The 18,570-nt window shown below is 33.3% G+C and carries 16 protein-coding genes and 1 tRNA gene; 7 read left to right on the top strand and 10 right to left on the bottom strand.

Annotation, left to right across the window (positions count from 1 at the left end; translation table 11 throughout):
- Positions 1-423: 423 nt before the first annotated feature.
- From ACZ451_RS05055 to ACZ451_RS05065, 3 genes are all read right to left on the bottom strand, one after another.
- On the bottom strand, positions 424-1,179 hold the full coding sequence (locus tag ACZ451_RS05055; protein ID WP_464216012.1) for a DUF6882 domain-containing protein: 756 nt from the start codon (positions 1,177-1,179) through the stop codon (positions 424-426).
- A gap of 413 nt (positions 1,180-1,592) precedes the next feature.
- Positions 1,593-2,339 carry a hypothetical protein gene (locus tag ACZ451_RS05060; protein WP_464216013.1) on the bottom strand — a complete coding sequence of 249 codons (747 nt, stop codon included), beginning with the start codon at positions 2,337-2,339 and terminating at the stop codon, positions 1,593-1,595.
- 284 nt (positions 2,340-2,623) lie between these two features.
- Positions 2,624-3,082 carry a hypothetical protein gene (locus tag ACZ451_RS05065; protein WP_464216014.1) on the bottom strand — a complete coding sequence of 153 codons (459 nt, stop codon included), beginning with the start codon at positions 3,080-3,082 and terminating at the stop codon, positions 2,624-2,626.
- A 145-nt stretch (positions 3,083-3,227) separates the two neighbouring features.
- On the opposite strand from ACZ451_RS05065, the gene ACZ451_RS05070 reads away from it, so the two are divergent.
- Positions 3,228-4,283 carry an IS110 family RNA-guided transposase gene (locus ACZ451_RS05070; protein ID WP_464214865.1) on the top strand — a complete coding sequence of 352 codons (1,056 nt, stop codon included), beginning with the start codon at positions 3,228-3,230 and terminating at the stop codon, positions 4,281-4,283.
- Between the two features lie 610 nt (positions 4,284-4,893).
- On the opposite strand, the gene ACZ451_RS05075 is transcribed toward ACZ451_RS05070, so the two are convergent.
- Complete coding sequence (locus ACZ451_RS05075; RefSeq protein ID WP_464216015.1) at positions 4,894-5,874, bottom strand: GTP pyrophosphokinase; 981 nt, start codon at positions 5,872-5,874, stop codon at positions 4,894-4,896.
- Between the two features lie 891 nt (positions 5,875-6,765).
- On the opposite strand from ACZ451_RS05075, the gene ACZ451_RS05080 reads away from it, so the two are divergent.
- Complete coding sequence (locus ACZ451_RS05080) at positions 6,766-8,595, top strand: cation:proton antiporter (protein ID WP_464216016.1); 1,830 nt, start codon at positions 6,766-6,768, stop codon at positions 8,593-8,595.
- Positions 8,596-8,725: 130 nt separating this feature from the next.
- Here ACZ451_RS05080 and lepA read toward each other — a convergent pair whose 3' ends face one another.
- The 4 genes from lepA to ACZ451_RS05100 form a co-directional block, all read right to left on the bottom strand.
- Positions 8,726-10,522 carry a translation elongation factor 4 gene (lepA, locus tag ACZ451_RS05085; protein WP_464216017.1) on the bottom strand — a complete coding sequence of 599 codons (1,797 nt, stop codon included), beginning with the start codon at positions 10,520-10,522 and terminating at the stop codon, positions 8,726-8,728.
- A gap of 100 nt (positions 10,523-10,622) precedes the next feature.
- On the bottom strand, positions 10,623-10,838 hold the full coding sequence (locus tag ACZ451_RS05090) for a hypothetical protein (RefSeq protein ID WP_464216018.1): 216 nt from the start codon (positions 10,836-10,838) through the stop codon (positions 10,623-10,625).
- Positions 10,839-10,853: 15 nt separating this feature from the next.
- A complete protein-coding gene (locus ACZ451_RS05095) occupies positions 10,854-12,248 on the bottom strand; it encodes a radical SAM protein (protein ID WP_464216019.1) in 1,395 nt (464 codons plus the stop codon).
- The gene (locus tag ACZ451_RS05100) at positions 12,220-12,987 is read right to left on the bottom strand and encodes a prolipoprotein diacylglyceryl transferase (RefSeq protein WP_464216020.1); all 768 of its coding nucleotides are present in this window, start codon (positions 12,985-12,987) and stop codon (positions 12,220-12,222) included. The genes ACZ451_RS05095 and ACZ451_RS05100 overlap by 29 nt, the downstream gene beginning before the upstream one ends.
- A gap of 66 nt (positions 12,988-13,053) precedes the next feature.
- On the opposite strand from ACZ451_RS05100, the gene dusB reads away from it, so the two are divergent.
- Entirely contained in the window at positions 13,054-14,052 is a 999-nt protein-coding gene (gene dusB / locus ACZ451_RS05105) for a tRNA dihydrouridine synthase DusB (RefSeq protein ID WP_464216021.1), read from the top strand.
- A 317-nt stretch (positions 14,053-14,369) separates the two neighbouring features.
- On the opposite strand, the gene ACZ451_RS05110 is transcribed toward dusB, so the two are convergent.
- Both ACZ451_RS05110 and rbfA read right to left on the bottom strand, forming a co-directional pair.
- Positions 14,370-15,524 carry an ABC transporter permease gene (locus ACZ451_RS05110; RefSeq protein WP_464216022.1) on the bottom strand — a complete coding sequence of 385 codons (1,155 nt, stop codon included), beginning with the start codon at positions 15,522-15,524 and terminating at the stop codon, positions 14,370-14,372.
- A 38-nt stretch (positions 15,525-15,562) separates the two neighbouring features.
- Positions 15,563-15,955: a 30S ribosome-binding factor RbfA gene (gene rbfA / locus ACZ451_RS05115; protein WP_464216897.1), complete on the bottom strand. Its 393-nt coding sequence runs from the start codon at positions 15,953-15,955 to the stop codon at positions 15,563-15,565.
- Between the two features lie 220 nt (positions 15,956-16,175).
- Between rbfA and mce the strand changes: the two genes are divergently transcribed.
- From mce to ACZ451_RS05135, 4 genes are all read left to right on the top strand, one after another.
- Positions 16,176-16,583, top strand: a complete 408-nt coding sequence (gene mce, locus ACZ451_RS05120) for a methylmalonyl-CoA epimerase (protein ID WP_464216023.1) — start codon at positions 16,176-16,178, stop codon at positions 16,581-16,583.
- 72 nt (positions 16,584-16,655) lie between these two features.
- Positions 16,656-16,729 (top strand) — tRNA-Ile (locus ACZ451_RS05125).
- Between the two features lie 395 nt (positions 16,730-17,124).
- Entirely contained in the window at positions 17,125-17,388 is a 264-nt protein-coding gene (locus tag ACZ451_RS05130; protein ID WP_464216024.1) for a hypothetical protein, read from the top strand.
- 52 nt (positions 17,389-17,440) lie between these two features.
- Positions 17,441-18,559 (top strand): hypothetical protein, encoded by a 1,119-nt coding sequence (locus ACZ451_RS05135; RefSeq protein ID WP_464216025.1) that lies wholly within the window; start codon positions 17,441-17,443, stop codon positions 18,557-18,559.
- Positions 18,560-18,570 lie beyond the last annotated feature (11 nt).

Here is an 18,570-nt window from a genome sequence, read left to right on the forward strand (position 1 = left end):
CGAGTAGGAAGATTGCTGCGACTTCTTGAATATATGCCTTGTTGTGTGTAGTTATCTAAAGTAGTTAGAAAAGTCAACAAGTACAAAAATACTTATGGTAAAGTCGTGGCATACCCAGAGCGTTGAGGGTAATGAGTATTGCGGGAGTCGTGAAAAAACAACTATTTAGGAGCTTCTTGTTTTTTTGCAGCGAAGCAATACGGCCTTTAGGTCATTACCCTCAACGGTTCGGCTATGGCAAGTAGGGCAGGCAAGGAAACTTTTCGTTTCCGTCTGGTCTGCTAGCCAGAGCTTTTTGTTTTGTAATTATTTTGTTTATTTAATTGCCAAATCCAAAAGATTTGGCGGACTTAACAAACACGCCCAAGCCTTTAAATATAGCACTTTATGCCCTATTTGCTATAGCCATTGTTAGCCATAGTTTTATTTTCCATTAAATTCCTTCAATTCAAAATAACATTCCTCGCAAACCAATTTGATATCAGCAAATTTTTCAGATTCTTCATTCCACCCATCTTGCGCTAACCTGTACTCTTCACATTTGTTACACCAAGCTGCAAAATCTTCATTCTCCTCTAAATCCATTCCTTTAACCGCTTCGAAAGCTTCTTCAAATCCTTTTGGATTTTCAAGATTTAAATGCTGACAAACAAAGGCTATTCGTCGAAATCCATGAATTCCACAATCTACTTTTTTTTGTTTCATTCTCTGAACTTCCTTAGAGTTAATGTCTTTATAAACCTTAACAAGAATAAAATATTTTTGTAAATCTTTTGAATCAGTAGAATAAACTCCAATTCCACCAATCAGATTTTTGCTAATTGCCGTCAATTTCCAACATTCAGATTTTTCGCATTCTATTAAACCATTTGTTAAAAATTCAAATCCATGCTTCTTACCAAATTCCTTAATTTTAAGTGTCTCGTTTTTATGTTCTTCAATAGAACTTTCATTATGCCAACTCCACATCCATGTATTTGATATTGGCGAATAGGTTCCAACTGGGATATATTTAAAAAATATTTCATCTACATCTTCATTGTAAAGACGAAGTAATTCGCTCTCTTGGTCATAGAACCAATTTGAATATGATTTAGTATCAAACTTCGCATTGAATTTATCTTGAGATTTAGATAATTTTTCGAGTTGCTTATTTGCGTAATTATTGTATTCTAACATTTATGGGAAATTATGGCTAACGCTCTGGGTATATCTTCCGGGAGGCGCAGCCTACCGAGTAGGAAGATTGCTGCGACTTCTTGAATATATGCCTTGTTGTGTGTAGTTATCTAAAGTAGTTAGAAAAGTCAACAAGTACAAAAATACTTATGGTAAAGTCGTGGCATACCCAGAGCGTTGAGGGTAATGAGTATTGCGGGAGTCGTGAAAAAACAACTATTTAGGAGCTTCTTGTTTTTTTGCAGCGAAGCAATACGGCCTTTAGGTCATTACCCTCAACGGTCTCGTATAACCGTCAGTTACGGGTTAATAGGGGGTAATTTTCGTTTTAGAACTGGCTTTAGCAATTCCTAGTGGATTCGGACGTAGTCGAATCCGCCGTAATTGCGGTTATACATTGTTGTACTGCGTTTTTATTCTTTCACTTTTAATTCAGAATATAAGTCAAAAACATTACTCATTTGTTCAATCATTTCGTTAGGTATTGTTTCTGTTCTATTTCCATTTTTTCCAGTGAATTCAATTGTCATTTCACCTTTATGACTGGATATTGCATTAAATAAGTCAATAAAATTTTTAGTGTTGGTTTCTATTGTACAAAACTCAAAACCATTTTCTCTTGATTTAACCCAATTTAAATAGTATTCAAATTCATTGTCATCAAATTTTAATTTAGCTTTCTCAATTAAGAGCAATTTCTTTCCGTTTGTATAATTAACAAACTCCAAATACATTTTGTTGTTTTCATTAATGTACAGATAAAGATAGATTCCCGTTTTATTCTTTTCTATTACTTCTTTAAATGCCTTATTTGGTTCGATATAATATTTATTCTCACTCTTTTCAAACACCAAACCTTTTGAGGCAACCAAACTATCATTAATGATAAAAATGTTGGCTGTTGGAATCTCAAAATATTCTAAGCTTTCAAGATATTTTTTATGATTGCTTACTTTGTCAATAAATTCCTCTTTTTTTGACATTTCCACAATTCCATTTAGTGTTTTAACTGTTGCATCTCGTTTATCACTTGTTGAAGCATCTAATTTCTTCTGAATCGTACTGTATGCCATTTCCGCCAGATTTTGATTTTTTTTCCTTTGCCCAATTGTTATGGCTGGAATAAGAATCAGAAGCAATAGTATTTGTAGTTTATTCATAAAATTTCTCTTTAATTCTAATATTATGGTCAATCTCAATTAGGGTTCCAAAATGCAGTACAACGGCTTCGGCTATGATTAGTACGGGAATAAATAAGCGATTAATTTCCGATTAAGCACTTAGCCAAAGCTCTTTATTTTGTTTTAACTTTTTCATTTTTAAAGCCAAATCAAAAAGATTTGGCGGACTCTATAAAAATACACTAACTTTTGGATTAAACACCAAAACCCGTATTAATTATAGCCATTGTTGCCTACAGTATTTTTTGTAATTCATTTTTCGGTTAATCTTGTCCCAAAAACAAAAAATCTCCAGTTTGTTTATTCAAGTACCCATATTGAGAATTCGAATATCCTAATTCAATTACTTCTTGTTCAGAATTCCAGTTTTTGATTTTAAAATCTATTGGAATTTTAATCAATTTAAAATGTACTATTGCAGGTCTATTGTGTCTATATATTGTCAATTCATTATCTTTCCAAGGGTCAGTTTTCCAAATTACCTTTCCAAGTTTGTTTATTGCCGTAACAATTGTTTCGGTTGAATCCACCTTAAACGACATTTCTAATACTTTATCTTCAATAATGTAATTATATTTAGCTTTATAATTCGGGTACATTTCTGTAAATTTTTTTTCTGCCCAGCTTTTTTTCATAGCTTTTATTTTTGAAGAGTCTATTTCTATCTGACCATAAGAAATACTAGTTACCAAAAGTGCTATGTAAATTATTTGTTTTTTCATATAGTAATATTGTTGGCAACGCTCTGGGTATATCTTCCGGGAGGCGCAGCCTACCGAGTAGGAAGATTGCTGCGACTTCTTGAATATAGCATCGATGAAAAAGCAGTAAGTCGAGTATCTTTAAAGTGAACTAAAAATTAAAGATATGGAAACTCAAATTACTGCATGCCCTAAGTTATATATTGGCATTGACATACACAAGAGAAGTTGGAAGGTTCATTGTGCTACGGATTTATTTTCGGGTAAATCATTTAGTATGTCTCCTGATCCGGAACAATTGTATAGATATGTTTTAAAACATTTTTCTGCTCATCAAGTAAGTGTAGCTTATGAGGCTGGTTGTTGTGGTTATTATGCCCACCGTTGTTTTGAGAGTTATAGTTGGCGCAGCTTGGTAGTCAATCCTGCTGATATTTATAGAAAAGGTAAGGAGAAACATACCAAGACAGATAATATAGACGCACAGTTGATAGCTAGAGAGCTTAAAGATGGTCGTTTAGAAAGTATCATAATACGAGATATCAAGCGAGAAGAACTTCGTAGTTTGTTTAGAAGGCGAAATGATTTGGTTAAAGATTTTAGAAGGATTAAGAGTTACATCAAGATGCAGTTATTGTATTTTGGCATTAAAGAACCAGAGGAATTTGATAATGACCATTGGAGTCATAAGTATCGTAATTGGTTAGATGCTATAGTTTTTAAACATCCAACGGCAAAAGCTACTTTGGAGAGTCGCATGCGTTCCTTCCGATTTATAGATCAAGAGTTACGAGGTGTATCAACACAATTGAGAAGATACTGCAAGACGCATTATAAGAAGGACTATATGTTACTGAGAAGCATCCCTGGTATTGGCGGGATAGTTGCTTGTGGTATTTTGTGTGAATTAGGCGATTTACGCAGATTCAATAGTGTAAAGCATTTAGCAGGTTATGTGGGTTTAGCCCCAGGGGTTCATCAAAGTGGTGCTAACTATAAGATCATGGGTATTACACCACGTGCACATCGACTGATACGAAGTTATTTTGTTGAAGCCTCGTGGCAAGCGATACGTACAGATCCTGTGATGCAGGCATATTACCGTAAGCATATGGGTAAGAACGTAAAGAGTATTATTATCAAAGTAGCAAGAAAGTTACTAAGTAGAACATTAGCAGTTATAAAAACAGAGACTCCTTATACGATAGGAGTGATATCCTGATAAAAAGTAACCATAACAAAGCTCATAGATAAAGCTCGTATCACAAAACAACGTGGGTGATCTAAGGTATTAGAATCACATTTTTATAGCAAGTGACCGAGTTTATTATAACTTAATAATCATACAGATGCTGGTGACGTTTCGTAAAAAAGAATCGATCACAAATAGGCGATGTCCTGAGCTAGCCGAAGGGATGCGGAGCAAGTTATATTAAAAGAAAAAAAGGTGGTTTAAAGCAAAAAAGAAAATATTATTTATCTTTAGAGAACTGGACTAAGGCTTTTCATAGGATGCCTTGTTGTGTGTAGTTATCTAAAGTAGTTAGAAAAGTCAACAAGTACAAAAATACTTATGGTAAAGTCGTGGCATACCCAGAGCGTTGAGGGTGAATGCGTATTGCGGGAGTCGTGAAAAAACAACTATTTAGGAGCTTCTTGTTTTTTTGCAGCGAAGCAATACGGCCTTTAGGTCATTACCCTCAACGTCTCGGCTATGAGTAGTTGCGTGGGCTGGCACGAAACTTTGCAAGTACACACCAAACTGAAAATTCGCTAGGATTTTCAGAAGTAGGCGAGAACAAGCAATTACTTATAACCATTGTTGTGCATAGTTATTTTTTTAATTTACTTCTCCATTTCACAATACTTTTCCCCCATTTCCCATCTTTCCATTCTTTGTCACGGTTATTCCAATATTTATCGGATTTCAAATCTAATATAGCCCTTACGATACCTACTTGTGCCCATTTATTTTTATTCATTTCATTTTCAATATCAGGCAAAATATTTTCTAATTCTTTTCTATATAATTCGATATCGGAAATAGTTATGTTTAAATCTGTAAGTTCTTGTAACAAATCACTTGTTTCAGTATCACCTTTGAATCTATTCGGGAAAGTGAAGTCTAAATAAGATTGTAGAGAATCAAGATTTGTATTGTGATTAACATCAAAATGTGATACGCCCTTTTTAGTTATAATTAATGACTTTTTTAACGATTCTTTTTCGTTTTTTAAATCTTGAAATTGCGAATCTGCTATTTCTAACAATGCACTTAATTGATACAATTTTCTTCTGAATTCTATTGGTACATCTTCGTTCTTTTTGTACGCAAGTTTATGTTCAATGTCTGCCCAAGAGTGCATTAATATAGTTCTAACTTGAATTTCTGATTTTAAATCTTCTAATCCGCGATAATTAGGTGCATTAAGCCATTCTTTTTTAATTTTCACAATAAAATGATTTGACCTGTATCCAAATCTGTCAGGTTCTAAATTTGCAGATTTATCAATTGATTCTATTACATCAAATTCTTTCGAGATAATTTTTGTGATTTTTTCTAAATCGGCAGGATAGAAACAAATTATTCTTATACCACAAAAATCTTCAATTTGCTCAAGAGGCTTCGAGTATCCTTTTCTTTCGATTTTTTCAAAATAAGAGTCAAATTCTTTAATTCTGGAAGAAATAGAATGATAAGAAATTCCTTCGTCTTGAAGAAAAGTTAATAAAGCTTGTTTTGTGTTTTCAGCTAAACGAGAATACAAACTTTTATTTTCTTTATAGTGTTTTTGAACTTCCTCTTTTTTCATTTCTTCTAATTATGCACAACGCTCTGGGTATATCTTCCGGGAGGCGCAGCCTACCGAGTAGGAAGATTGCTGCGACTTCTTGAATATATGCCTTGTTGTGTGTAGTTATCTAAAGTAGTTAGAAAAGTCAACAAGTACAAAAATACTTATGGTAAAGTCGTGGCATACCCAGAGCGTTGAGGGTGAATGCGTATTGCGGGAGTCGTGAAAAAACAACTATTTAGGAGCTTCTTGTTTTTTTGCAGCGAAGCAATACGGCCTTTAGGTCATTACCCTCAACACATATATATGTGCAGTTAATTTTAGTTTATTTACAAAGTACGTATTTTGTATAACCTAAGCAAAGACGGTAGCTATAAAACTATTTTATATAGGGCATTTAATATATCAAAATTGCATTTTTACAAAAATGATATATAAAATGATGAATATAAATTGCAGCTATTTTTTTGGTTATTTCTATAATAAAAAAGATTCATTTTCAAAACCATAAAAAATGTAAAAAAGTATTATTAGAATGATACCTGTTTGCTTAGTGGAGTGCTATAAATAGCATAACAGTTACTTGATTTATAGTGGTTAGAATAAACCCTTGGAACATTTACATCTCTATGATCGAGTAAACTAATTTTCAGTTTCCATTTCTTCAATATGTATACTATTAATTTTGCATTAAAAAAATAAGCAATTCTATTCGTTTCAATTATATTTATGTTTAGCTTGGGAGAAAATGCAAATTGATATAAATGCTTTTAAAAAGATAAAAATTATCTTGTGGGTATTTTAAAAAAGAGAATTGGAATAAGACGAATAGGGATGCTAAAAAGCACTACGTTCTTAGCGTTCCATAATTTGAGGTTAAAAGCGTAAATAATATTAAAAAATAGTAGCATGATAGAACTTGCTGGAATTATTATATTAGGGATTATAGCGCAATGGGTGGCCTGGCGCTTAAAACTTCCTGCTATTTTACCTTTAATCTTAATTGGTTTACTGGTAGGCCCAATAGCAACATGGTATACGGATGATGGCGGTAAATTAATTGAACCTATATGGAATGGCGAAAAAGGACTTTTTCCAGGAGAAAGTTTGTACTACTTTGTTTCTTTGGCAATTAGTATTATCCTTTTTGAAGGAGGATTGACGCTTAAACGATCAGAAATTAAAACTGTAGGACCTGTAATAACAAAACTAATTACACTGGGAAGTGTTGTTACTTTTTTTGGCGCAGGATTAGCAGCACATTATATTTTTGATTTAAATTGGGAAGTATCCTTTTTATTTTCTGCACTTATTATTGTAACCGGACCTACTGTAATTACCCCGATCTTAAGAAATATTCCTTTAAAAAAAGATGTTTCTACTGTTTTAAAATGGGAAGGTATTTTAATAGACCCAATAGGGGCTTTAGCTGCCGTTTTAGTATTTGAATTTATTAGCGTTGGCGGTGGTGGAGCGTATACTATTACAGCACTTATAGAGTTTGGGAAAATTGTATTATTTGGAACTACTTTTGGTTTTACTTTTGCGCACGCCTTAACATTTGTGATAAAAAAGAAGCTAATTCCTCATTATTTAATGAATGTTGTTTCGCTTTCCGTTGTATTACTTGTTTTTGTAATGTCAGATAATTTTGCACACGAATCGGGTCTTCTAGCGGTTGTTGTAATGGGTATGGTTCTAGGAAATATTAATTTACCTAATATAAAAGAACTCTTGTATTTTAAGGAGTCTTTAAGTGTATTATTAATATCTATTCTTTTTATTCTGTTAGCCGCTAATATTAATATTAGCGACTTAGCATTAATATATAATTGGAAAACGGCCTTGTTATTTGCTGCAATTGTATTTGTAATTAGGCCCCTAGGTGTTTTTTTAAGTACAAAAGGTTCTGCTTTAAAATTTAATGAAAAGTTATTTATCAGTTGGGTAGGACCACGTGGAATTGTTGCTGCGGGTATTGCATCGCTCTTTGGCTCTAAACTATTGGCAAAAGGAGAAATGGGGGCAGAATACATTACCCCTTTAGTATTTATGATTGTATTAGGAACAGTACTGTTAAATGCAACTACGGCAAGGCTTTTTGCAAAAGCAATAGGAGTCTTTTTAAAGAATTCTGAAGGAATTCTGATTATTGGTGGATCTAAAGTTTCAAGACTCATAGGAGATTATTTAAAAAAGAACAATAGGCATGTAGTGATTATTGATAACAATCGTAATAATATAGAAAAAGCAAAAAAAATTGGACTAGAAGCGATCGTTGCAAATATCTATTCTGATGCCGTTACAGATAATATAGAATTAAGTGATATTGGTTATTTAATGGCGTTGACGGGCAATGCCGACATTAATACCTTTGCCATTAATAAATTTAAAAATCAATTTGGTGAGAATGGTGCTTTTCGTTTAGTGAACGGAGATGAAAAAAGTGACCCAGAAAACAATCCTAAAGAAGGGCTGTTTTCGCATACAGACGATTTTATTAAAATCACAGAAACAGTTCGGGAGTTTCCTACAATACATGAAATAGCATTAAAATCACAAAAAGAGTATCATGATTTAATTGAAATTTCGAAAACTGACGATAAGATTATACCGATATTTTTAAAAGCTCCGGATGGCGATTTAAAAATTATATGCTCTTTTAGTAAAGAGTTTACAGGAATCACAGAAGGATACAAGCTTGTGTATTTAGGTAAAATGTTTGATGCAGCTCACTAATTTTAGTTAGTGATTTATTTGCTCAGCACCTATAAACTTTATGCACTAGACTTCATCAAAAATCATGTAATAAAATAACCTTTCCTGATTAAGCTCTTAAGTATAGAAAACAATACTAGTGTAGTATTTACTAATCATTCAACTTTAACACTGCCATAAAAGCTTCTTGTGGTACTTCTACATTACCTACTTGGCGCATTCGTTTTTTACCTTTTTTCTGCTTTTCTAATAGTTTACGCTTACGAGAAATATCACCCCCATAACATTTGGCAGTTACATCTTTACGTAAAGCTTTTGTAGTTTCTCTAGAAATAATTTTGGCACCAATAGCAGCCTGTATCGGAATATCAAACTGTTGCCTTGGGATGAGTTCTTTTAACTTCTCACACATCTTTTTACCAATAGTCACCGCATTATCTGCATGGATTAATGCAGAGAGCGCATCTACAGGTTGTGCATTCAATAAAATATCTACACGTACTAATTTAGAGGTTTTCATACCAATTGGCGCATAATCAAAAGAAGCATAGCCTTTAGAAACTGTTTTTAAACGATCATAAAAATCAAATACAATTTCCGCTAGGGGCATATCAAAATTAAGCTCTACACGTTCTGTGGTTAAATAGGTCTGGTTGGTAATTTGCCCTCTTTTTTCAATACAAAGACTCATTACATTCCCTACAAAGTCAGATTTTGTAATGATTGTTGCTTTTATATAAGGTTCTTCTACACGATCTATACTAGATGGGTCTGGCAAGTCTGTAGGGTTATTTACGATAATAGCTTCATCAGGGTTTTTACGAGTGTAGGCATAGTAGCTAACATTTGGTACCGTAGTAATCACCGTCATATTAAACTCGCGCTCTAAACGTTCCTGAATAATTTCCATGTGTAACATTCCTAAGAAACCACAGCGGAAACCGAAACCTAATGCGGCACTACTTTCTGGAGAAAAAACGAGCGAAGCATCGTTGAGTTGCAATTTTTCCATTGATGCACGGAGTTCCTCAAAATCTTCAGTATCTACAGGATAAATGCCAGCAAAAACCATAGGTTTTACATCTTCAAAACCATCAATAGCATTTTCGGTAGGTTTGGCAGCATCTGTGATGGTATCTCCTACCTTTACTTCACGGGCATCTTTTATACCTGTTATAAGGTAACCTACATCACCAGCCTTAATAATCTTTTTGGGCTCTTGCGTAAGTTTTAGAGTACCAATTTCATCAGCAAAATAATCTTTATCGGTGGCAACAAATTTTATTTTTTGACCTTTTTTTATTTCGCCATTAATCACTCTAAAGTAGGTTTCTACTCCGCGAAAAGGGTTGTATACAGAATCGAAAACCAAAGCTTGTAAGGATTCGTCTGGGTTGCCTTTTGGAGCAGGAACACGTTCTATAATAGCGTTTAAAATAGCCTCTATTCCTATGCCTGTTTTAGCACTGGCAGGGATTACTTCTTCTGCATCACAACCTAAAAGATCTACAATATCGTCTGTCACCTCTTCTGGGTTTGCACTAGGTAAATCTACTTTATTTAAAACAGGAATAATTTCTAAATCGTTTTCTAAGGCCAAATACAAATTACTTATCGTTTGGGCTTGGATACTTTGTGCTGCATCAACTACTAAAAGAGCCCCTTCGCAAGCAGCAATAGATCTAGAAACCTCATACGAAAAATCTACATGGCCAGGTGTGTCAATAAGATTTAAAACATATTCTTCTCCTTTATAGGTATATTCCATTTGTATGGCATGACTTTTAATGGTAATGCCACGCTCACGCTCCAAATCCATATTGTCCAAAAGCTGATCTTGTTTTTCTCTATCAGTTACGGAACCTGTAAAATCTAATAGGCGATCTGCAAGTGTACTTTTTCCATGGTCTATATGGGCTATGATACAAAAGTTTCTAATCTTCTTCATTCAATTCTAATTTCTATTTCTCTACACTAAAAAGGGTAAAAACTATTACAAATATACTTTATTTATAAGCCATTAAATATGGCTTTTTCATAAATGTTATTTAATTCATTGTCATAAGAGCTCCACAGGTTCCAAGGCTTATTAATAAATACACTCCAGAGAGGATAAAAAATATTTTCCCAGCTTTCTTTTTATTTTTTGCCATAAGCAATCCGCCAATAATAGCTAATACTATTGCTGGCCCAAACATAATAGCGGCAAAAAAGAAGACTAAACCGTCTAAATTGCCTACTTCTAAAGGAAAAATTATATTCATTTTATTAGGTATAAGTTATTCATATTCTGCTTTTAACTCTTCTAATCGAGCAATTTTATCGTCTCTATAAAATAAGTTCATGGTTTCAAAAGGAATAATTTTATAGTCTTTGTTTACAATATGTACGCATGACTTTTTAATGGCCCGTACATCAAAATTATGAGCATCAATAAATTGCATAATTATGATTCGGAACAGATTGTCATAGCCCATATCTGGCGCATCAATTTCTGGTAAACAGCACATAATACTCTTTAAATTTTCAGATGCTTTTTCTACAGAATTTCCCGTGCTAAACAGTTCAATCATTTTACCATGAAGTTCTTCATCCTGTTCGTAAATAATAGTATTTTTCCCTTCATTCAACAAATCATCGGGGTTAATATAACGTGTTAACGGGGTAATTTCATCTCCTAATTTTAAAGCATAACCCATTACTAAAGCATCAGGATTACAAGGAACCGGAATTAGATCGTCGGGTTCAAAAATAGGCGATTGCTCTAGAATATTTCTTCGTACTTCTGTTAGGGTAATTCTATTTTCATCTACTTCAAAATTTTCCAACCTTCCTGCTATTTGGGTGGGTTGAAAAGTAACTCCACGAACGCATTTTTGTTTGGTAGCAAATGTAATAGTTTCACCCATTTCATGATCGTTTAAGCCTTTTTGTAAAGTAACTACGAGTGTTGTAGATAAGTTAAGTTTATTAAGATTTTCGATAGCTTTTAGCCTTGTTTCAGCTAAATCTGCTCCACGTAAAGTTTGTAAAACAGTATTGTCTAAAGAATCAAATTGCAAATAGATTTCAAAATCTGGCGCATAAGTAGCTAGTCTTTCAGCGAAAGCATAATCTTTAGCAATTTTTATTCCATTGGTATTTACCATTAAATGCCGAATGGGTAGTGTTTTGGCATAGTCTAGAATTTCAAAAAACTGCGGGTGAATGGTGGGTTCGCCACCACTAATTTGTACCACATCTGGTTCCCCTTCATTTTTAACAATAACATCTAGCATTTTTTTAATCTCTTCCAAAGTACGGTGCCTGCCATAAGTTGGCGAGGAGCCCGCATAACACGTAGGGCAGGTTAAATTACAACGGTCTGTAACCTCAACTACGGTTAAGCAAGAATGCTGCTCATGGTCTGGGCAAAGACCACAGTCATACGGGCAACCATAATGCGTTTTGGTATTAAAGGTTTTAGGGTATTCAGATGCTTTGTTATAATTTCTGATGTTCTTGTAATATTCAATATCATCAGCAATTAATACTTTGCTTTTACCATGCTCTTTGCAGTTTTTAAGCATATAAACCTTATCATTCTCAAAAATAATTTTGGCATCTACCCTTCGTAAACAATCAGGGCATAGACTTAAAGTAAAATCATAATAGGTGTAGTTTCTGGTAGGCATATACAATTCCTTTTCGGATGAATTTATGGTAATACAAGAAACAAATTAGGGATAAATATTGAATACTACTGAGGCTAAGCACAAAAAATGTATTCGGTTTTATAAATTCAATAAGAAATCGGAGTCCAAAATAGCAAACCATAAAGAATTTAAAATAGGCGCCATTTTCAAACTTTGAAGGTTTTTTCATCCCTTTTTTTAGAGCGATAAAAAGAATACTCAAAAACACAACTTCATATAAAGCAATAGGGTGTCTTGGTACACCATCACCCAAATCAATACCAAAAACAGATGCCGTTTCAATACCATAAGTAAACTCTGTAATGCCTGCTAAAAAACAACCGATTCGACCAATACTAATTCCTAAAATAATAGGGAGCACAAATAAATCACCAGAAGATTTTTTTTCTCCTATTATTTTTTTGGACAGTTCTACGCCTAGTAGTCCACCAAAAAGTCCGCCCATAATGGTTTTGTTGTTTAGTATAGCAAACCAATATTCTTGAGAATGAAACATAGGGTTTTCTAAAAAAGCAATGAACCGAGAGCATATTAAAGCACCAACAATAGCGCCAATAATAATGGAGAGTCTATTGTTAGAAGAGATGCTATCCTTGATCTTTTTTCGTAAAAAAACATAATACCGAAACGCAATAAAAAAAGCGAGGTATTCTAAAATTAAATGCATATTTAATTTTATACCGAATACTAGAGGCTCAAAAGGAATGGTAAAACTCATAATTAGGGTACAATATAAGATCATTTGAAGTTTTAGCAACTTCTTTAGAAATTGTAAATTTGCGCTATGCCTAAAATTGGAGATATAGAATTACCAGATTTTCCTTTATTGCTTGCACCTATGGAAGATGTAAGCGACCCACCTTTCCGTGCTTTATGCAAAGAACAAGGTGCAGATTTGGTGTATACGGAGTTTATTTCTTCGGAAGGATTGATCCGTGACGCTGCCAAAAGCGTTATGAAATTAGATATTTATGAAAAAGAACGCCCGGTAGGGATTCAGATTTTTGGTGCCAATTTAGATTCGATGTTAAAATCTGTGGAGATCGTAGAAAAATCGGGGCCAGATATTATTGATATTAATTTTGGCTGTCCAGTAAAAAAAGTAGTGAGTAAAGGTGCTGGCGCAGGTATTTTAAAAGATATTGATTTGATGGTTTCCTTAACCAAGGCAATGGTAGAACATACGAAATTACCTGTTACCGTAAAAACAAGGCTGGGTTGGGATGAAAGCTCTATAAAAATTGTTGAGGTAGCAGAACGCTTGCAAGATGTTGGTTGTAAAGCGATTTCCATACATGGTAGAACACGGGCACAGATGTATAAAGGAGATGCGGATTGGAAACCAATTGCAGCAGTAAAAAATAACCCAAGGATGCATATTCCTGTTTTTGGAAATGGTGATGTAAATACTCCAGAAAGAGCGGTAGAAATGCGAGACGAATATGGCTTAGATGGTGCTATGATTGGAAGGGCTAGTATTGGTTATCCTTGGTTTTTTAAAGAAGTAAAGCATTTTTTTAAAACAGGTACCCATTTAACCCCACCTAGCCTAGCGGAACGTGTAGAAGTTGCCCGTAGGCATTTGCAAATGGCGATAGATTGGAAAGGGGAGAAATTAGGGGTTTTTGAAACGCGAAGGCATTATACCAATTACTTTAAAGGAATTCCTAATTTTAAAACATACCGCATGAAAATGGTGACTAGTGATGATGCTGTAGATGTTTTTGCAGCGTTTGATGAGGTATTGCAAAAATTTGGGGATTATGAATTTGTGACTCCTTAGCATTGAACAACTAAACAATTATCCCCTTTGAGGAGATTTTCAGGAGTATTATTTCAAAATAATGAAAGCAAAGAAACATCATAAAATTATATTTGATGCTGCATATTTGTTAAAAACGCAGAAAGATAGAAATAACAGTTATTTATTTGTAACTCCTTAGAATCAAATAATTTATGAATTGTCCCCTTGAGGGGACTTTAGGGGTGTTATTACAAAATGTTAAAAAATGTAACATCGTAAAGTGATTTCCGATACTTCATATTTGTTGAAAATAGAAAGATATTCGAATAACAATTCTTCTTTAAACTTAAGGAAGCCTAACGAATTAGTTTTTTGGTAATTCTACTACTTGCTATTTTAGCAGCAATAACTCCTAAAACAGTTATGGTTCCTAATACAATAACAATATTTATCCATTCATAAGCAACAGGATAGGCCATATTATAATCTATTGTTAACCAACCAAAAATGAGTTGAGACCAGATCAATAATGAGCCAAGAAAAACACCAAATACGCCACCTATAAACGTAACAAGTACCCCTTGTACAAAATAGATTTGCCTTAATTTTTTAATAGTAGTTCCTAAGCTATATAAGGTTTTAGAATTTCCTTGCTGATCTAAAATCATCATAATAAATGCACCAACTACATTAAATAAAGCAATAATAAGGACTAAAGTAAAAATAAGGTAAGTAGCAATATTTTCCGTATTCAACATTCTGTATAAGGTACTATTCAACTCTTTTCTATTTCTTAGAATAATAGTATTTTCAAATAGCATAAGAATAGCAGCACGTACTTTTTCCGGATCAGCAGTGTCAGCAAGTTTAAAATTTATACCAGAAATTTCATTTGGTTTTTTACCAAATAAATTTTGCGTAAAGTCTAAATCAGCAAAAATATATTTATCATCTAATTCTGCTTCAACACTATAAATTCCACTGAGTACCAAAGCATCTGCTCTAAGATCTTTTTGGGATAAAGCGCCAGCTCCCGGTTTCATTACCATCACTTGCATAGGGTTTAGGTAATTATTAATGGGCAATCCCAACATATTAGCGATACCTAATCCGGCTACTGTCTGTTGCTCATTAAACCAATTGCCTAGATATAAGGTGCTATCCATACCAATAACATTGGTATAATTTTTATCTACTCCTTTTAGTATTGCTAAACGGCTTTTTTGTTTATGAGTAAGATATACGCGGTCTTCTATTTCTTTTGCATAGGCAACAAGCCCTTCTATTTGGGTTAATTTTTGCTCCTGCGCTTCAGAGATGATAAAGTTTTTTCCTGTAAGCGGCAAAGCCTTTAAATCTGGATCAAAACTATTGGTGTATTGTAAACTAAAGGTTTTTAAACCCGCAAAAGCAGAAAGTACAATAAACAATGCAGCTGCCCCAATAACTACTACTAAAAAAGTAACCGCATTAATAATATTAACAGCGTTCTGCTTACTTTTAGAACGCATATAACGTTTAGCAATGTAAAAAGGGAAGTTCAAAATACTTAAGATTTTTTTCTTTTCTCTAACAGATCAGGATTTTCAATAGGGTTATCATTTCCTTTTAGTGATTTTTCTATCCCATCAATATATTCTAAAGAGTCGTCTAAAAAAAACAGTAACTCTGGCATTCGTCTTAGTTGGTTTTTTGTCCGTTGCGCCAATTCATGTTTTATTAAAGGCTGGTTAGATTTTATACCGTCTAACAATTCTTGTGCTTTAGCATTAGGAAAAATACTTACATATACCTTAGCAATAGAAAGGTCTGTAGTAACACTTACTTTAGAAACAGAAATTAAAGTACCTTTTAGTCCGCCATCTGTAGCAGCTCTTTGCAGCACATCAGCAATATCTTTTTGTATTACACCACCTATCTTTTTTTGTCTCTGTGTTTCCATGCTACAAAAGTACATAATATATACCATTGCTAAGGTATTTGGTTCATGCGGTCTTAGTTGTTCCAAAGTTGTATTTTTACTCGATAATCGGGATTTAAAATGGCTCCGACGCTTGCGTCGAAATCAATGTGAATTTTCCTTTTAATGCTTCGAGGGTTTGCTCCGAGGTTATTCACTATACATATTTACATCATTAGATATCATATATAAGTTTGTACAAATGAAAAAAATAGAACATATCGGTATAGCAGTTAAAGATTTAGAAAAAGCAAATAAGCTCTATGAAAAACTGCTGGGAGTAGCGCCTTATAAAGAAGAAGAGGTACCGTCTGAGAAAGTAAAAACATCCTTTTTTAAAGCTGGCCCTAATAAGATAGAATTGTTAGAAGGCACCGCTTTAGATAGTCCTATTACAAAGTTTTTAGAAAAAAAAGGAGAAGGAGTACATCATATTGCTTTTGAGGTAGCCGATATTTATGCAGAGTTAGCTCGTTTAAAAAAAGAGGGCTTTACAATTCTTAATGAAGTGCCTAAAAAAGGAGCAGATCATAAATTAGTAGCTTTTGTACATCCTAAAAGTACAAGTGGCGTATTGGTAGAATTATGCCAGGAAATACTAGCAGAATAAAAACCTGCTTTTGTTGTATGTAATGTTTGCAACGTATCAAAATAAATAGTAGTTTTGCGGTCGCAATTTGCGGGTCCTATAGCTCAGTTGGTTAGAGCACCTGACTCATAATCAGGGGGTCCATGGTTCGAGCCCATGTGGGACCACATTATAAATCCATAACAAACTATTAATTAGTGAGTTATGGATTTTTTATTTAAATAGGGTGTTTGCAAGGGTGTTTTATAGATTGACCGACCTTGGTTTTGCTACTTATAAAGCCTAAAATATAAAAATATTTTTTATAGGAAAGTTCATACATTTTTTTAGCTTTAACTTAAATGATAAGTATTTAAATTATGAAATCTAAAAATTCCGAATTAATCTGGTCTGGAAAAGTCCATATGGGGATGAACTAGGCATCTTTTCAAATGCACATTACAGTGGGTTATCATTTGAATTACCTCTAACAATAAAAAGCCAATCTAATACTTCACAAGAGGTTTCAATTATTATAAATACAGAACTTATCAAAGTTTTTGCAGGATATAAGGGTCATTTGGTGACAATAACTCAATTTGCTCTTGACAATTCTAGTTCTAATCTATACGATTACAAAGAAATTGTCTTATTTGAGGACTATATTATGGATAGCAATTCTGATAAGATAGTTAAAACTAGTATAGCTGGAGATAAGATATTTTTAAGTATTAAAATTGAAGTAGATACAACTGTTGCTCCAGGATTGTACGATGACTTTTTGGTTAAGGAAATCCGATTCCAATCTGAAAACTATCAATACTATGCAAACTTAGGGTTTCACTAAATATTAGTTGGCCTAAAAAATAACTGCTTAATCAAAAGACAAAAGAAAATTTTTGGAAAGAAGAAAGTTTGTTAAATCTGCCAGTGTAATAGGCTTATTACCATTACTACCTCCCAATTTTATGCTTCTTAAAAAGACTAGCAATAGTCCTTATTATGAAATAGCAACTACTTTGGCAGTAGCTAATTTGGCTTTAAAAGTAGGTGGGACAATGTTTGGAGGTGGTGGAAATATGACAGGATATACAATTCAATTGTTGGAAAATATTTCAAAGCAATTAAATATAATTGAGCAAAAACTGGATATAGTTATTGATTTATTGCAAGATATAAATGAGAAAATTGAAAAACTCCCTAACGCAGTTGTTAACAAGATAAGTGAAAGATTAATTTATAGTAAGGTTATTGATTATCAAACAAAATTAAACCTATATACGCTTAAAAAGAAGGGAGACAAGTTGAATGAATTCTATTCAACAATTACAATTAATAGCTTGTCAAATTCATTAGAGGATTTGCGTAAACACCGTCAAATTTTAATGACGTATAATACTTTCTTTAATATAATTCCCATTTCCATATCTCTGAATCTTGAGTGGGGAATAATGAACTTGCTGAAACTTGGACCAGATGAGATAAATGTCGAGTTAGATTCGTTTGAAAAATATTTTGAGAAGGTACTTTATAGAGAAAAAGAAGGATTAAACGATGAATACAATCGAACATTTGAGGAAAAAAGGTCATTAACAAATGACTTAAATCTATCCTATTCCGATAGCCATACCAAGGGAAAGGTTACATATTTTAAATTTGGGTATAGTTATGAAAAAATAATAATTGAAAGTAGTGAACTAGATGAACTGTATTACAAGGGCTTAATCGAGAAAGAAGACAACTTTTACGAATTTAATCAGCTTTCATATATGAATGATGAGAGCAATATTAAGAATATTATACAGCGTATTAATTTGGGAGAAGTAAACTTGCAAGCTACTTTTATGCATGTTGTTCAAATTTGGAAAGGAAAGCTGAAAAAGTTCAATACTTTACATCAGGATTTTGAGAATAAGGCAAAATCACTTTCAGAAGTTACTGAAAGACTTTATTATTATTCTTCGCTATTGGATACGGCGAACCATGCTTTAATTTTTATCCGAAATTCAAAGCTATGAGAAGGACACTA

The organism is Allocellulophaga tsushimaensis, from assembly GCF_055383085.1.

What these genes read in the sequence shown, in the direction of transcription:
- ACZ451_RS05055 (WP_464216012.1), bottom strand. Translation starts at nt 1,179, where the DNA reads ATGTTAGAATACAATAATTACGCAAATAAGCAACTCGAAAAATTATCT.
- ACZ451_RS05060 (WP_464216013.1), bottom strand. Translation starts at nt 2,339, where the DNA reads ATGAATAAACTACAAATACTATTGCTTCTGATTCTTATTCCAGCCATA.
- ACZ451_RS05065 (WP_464216014.1), bottom strand. Translation starts at nt 3,082, where the DNA reads ATGAAAAAACAAATAATTTACATAGCACTTTTGGTAACTAGTATTTCT.
- ACZ451_RS05070 (WP_464214865.1), top strand. Translation starts at nt 3,228, where the DNA reads ATGGAAACTCAAATTACTGCATGCCCTAAGTTATATATTGGCATTGAC.
- ACZ451_RS05075 (WP_464216015.1), bottom strand. Translation starts at nt 5,874, where the DNA reads ATGAAAAAAGAGGAAGTTCAAAAACACTATAAAGAAAATAAAAGTTTG.
- ACZ451_RS05080 (WP_464216016.1), top strand. Translation starts at nt 6,766, where the DNA reads ATGATAGAACTTGCTGGAATTATTATATTAGGGATTATAGCGCAATGG.
- lepA (WP_464216017.1), bottom strand. Translation starts at nt 10,522, where the DNA reads ATGAAGAAGATTAGAAACTTTTGTATCATAGCCCATATAGACCATGGA.
- ACZ451_RS05090 (WP_464216018.1), bottom strand. Translation starts at nt 10,838, where the DNA reads ATGAATATAATTTTTCCTTTAGAAGTAGGCAATTTAGACGGTTTAGTC.
- ACZ451_RS05095 (WP_464216019.1), bottom strand. Translation starts at nt 12,248, where the DNA reads ATGCCTACCAGAAACTACACCTATTATGATTTTACTTTAAGTCTATGC.
- ACZ451_RS05100 (WP_464216020.1), bottom strand. Translation starts at nt 12,987, where the DNA reads ATGAGTTTTACCATTCCTTTTGAGCCTCTAGTATTCGGTATAAAATTA.
- dusB (WP_464216021.1), top strand. Translation starts at nt 13,054, where the DNA reads ATGCCTAAAATTGGAGATATAGAATTACCAGATTTTCCTTTATTGCTT.
- ACZ451_RS05110 (WP_464216022.1), bottom strand. Translation starts at nt 15,524, where the DNA reads ATGCGTTCTAAAAGTAAGCAGAACGCTGTTAATATTATTAATGCGGTT.
- rbfA (WP_464216897.1), bottom strand. Translation starts at nt 15,955, where the DNA reads ATGGAAACACAGAGACAAAAAAAGATAGGTGGTGTAATACAAAAAGAT.
- mce (WP_464216023.1), top strand. Translation starts at nt 16,176, where the DNA reads ATGAAAAAAATAGAACATATCGGTATAGCAGTTAAAGATTTAGAAAAA.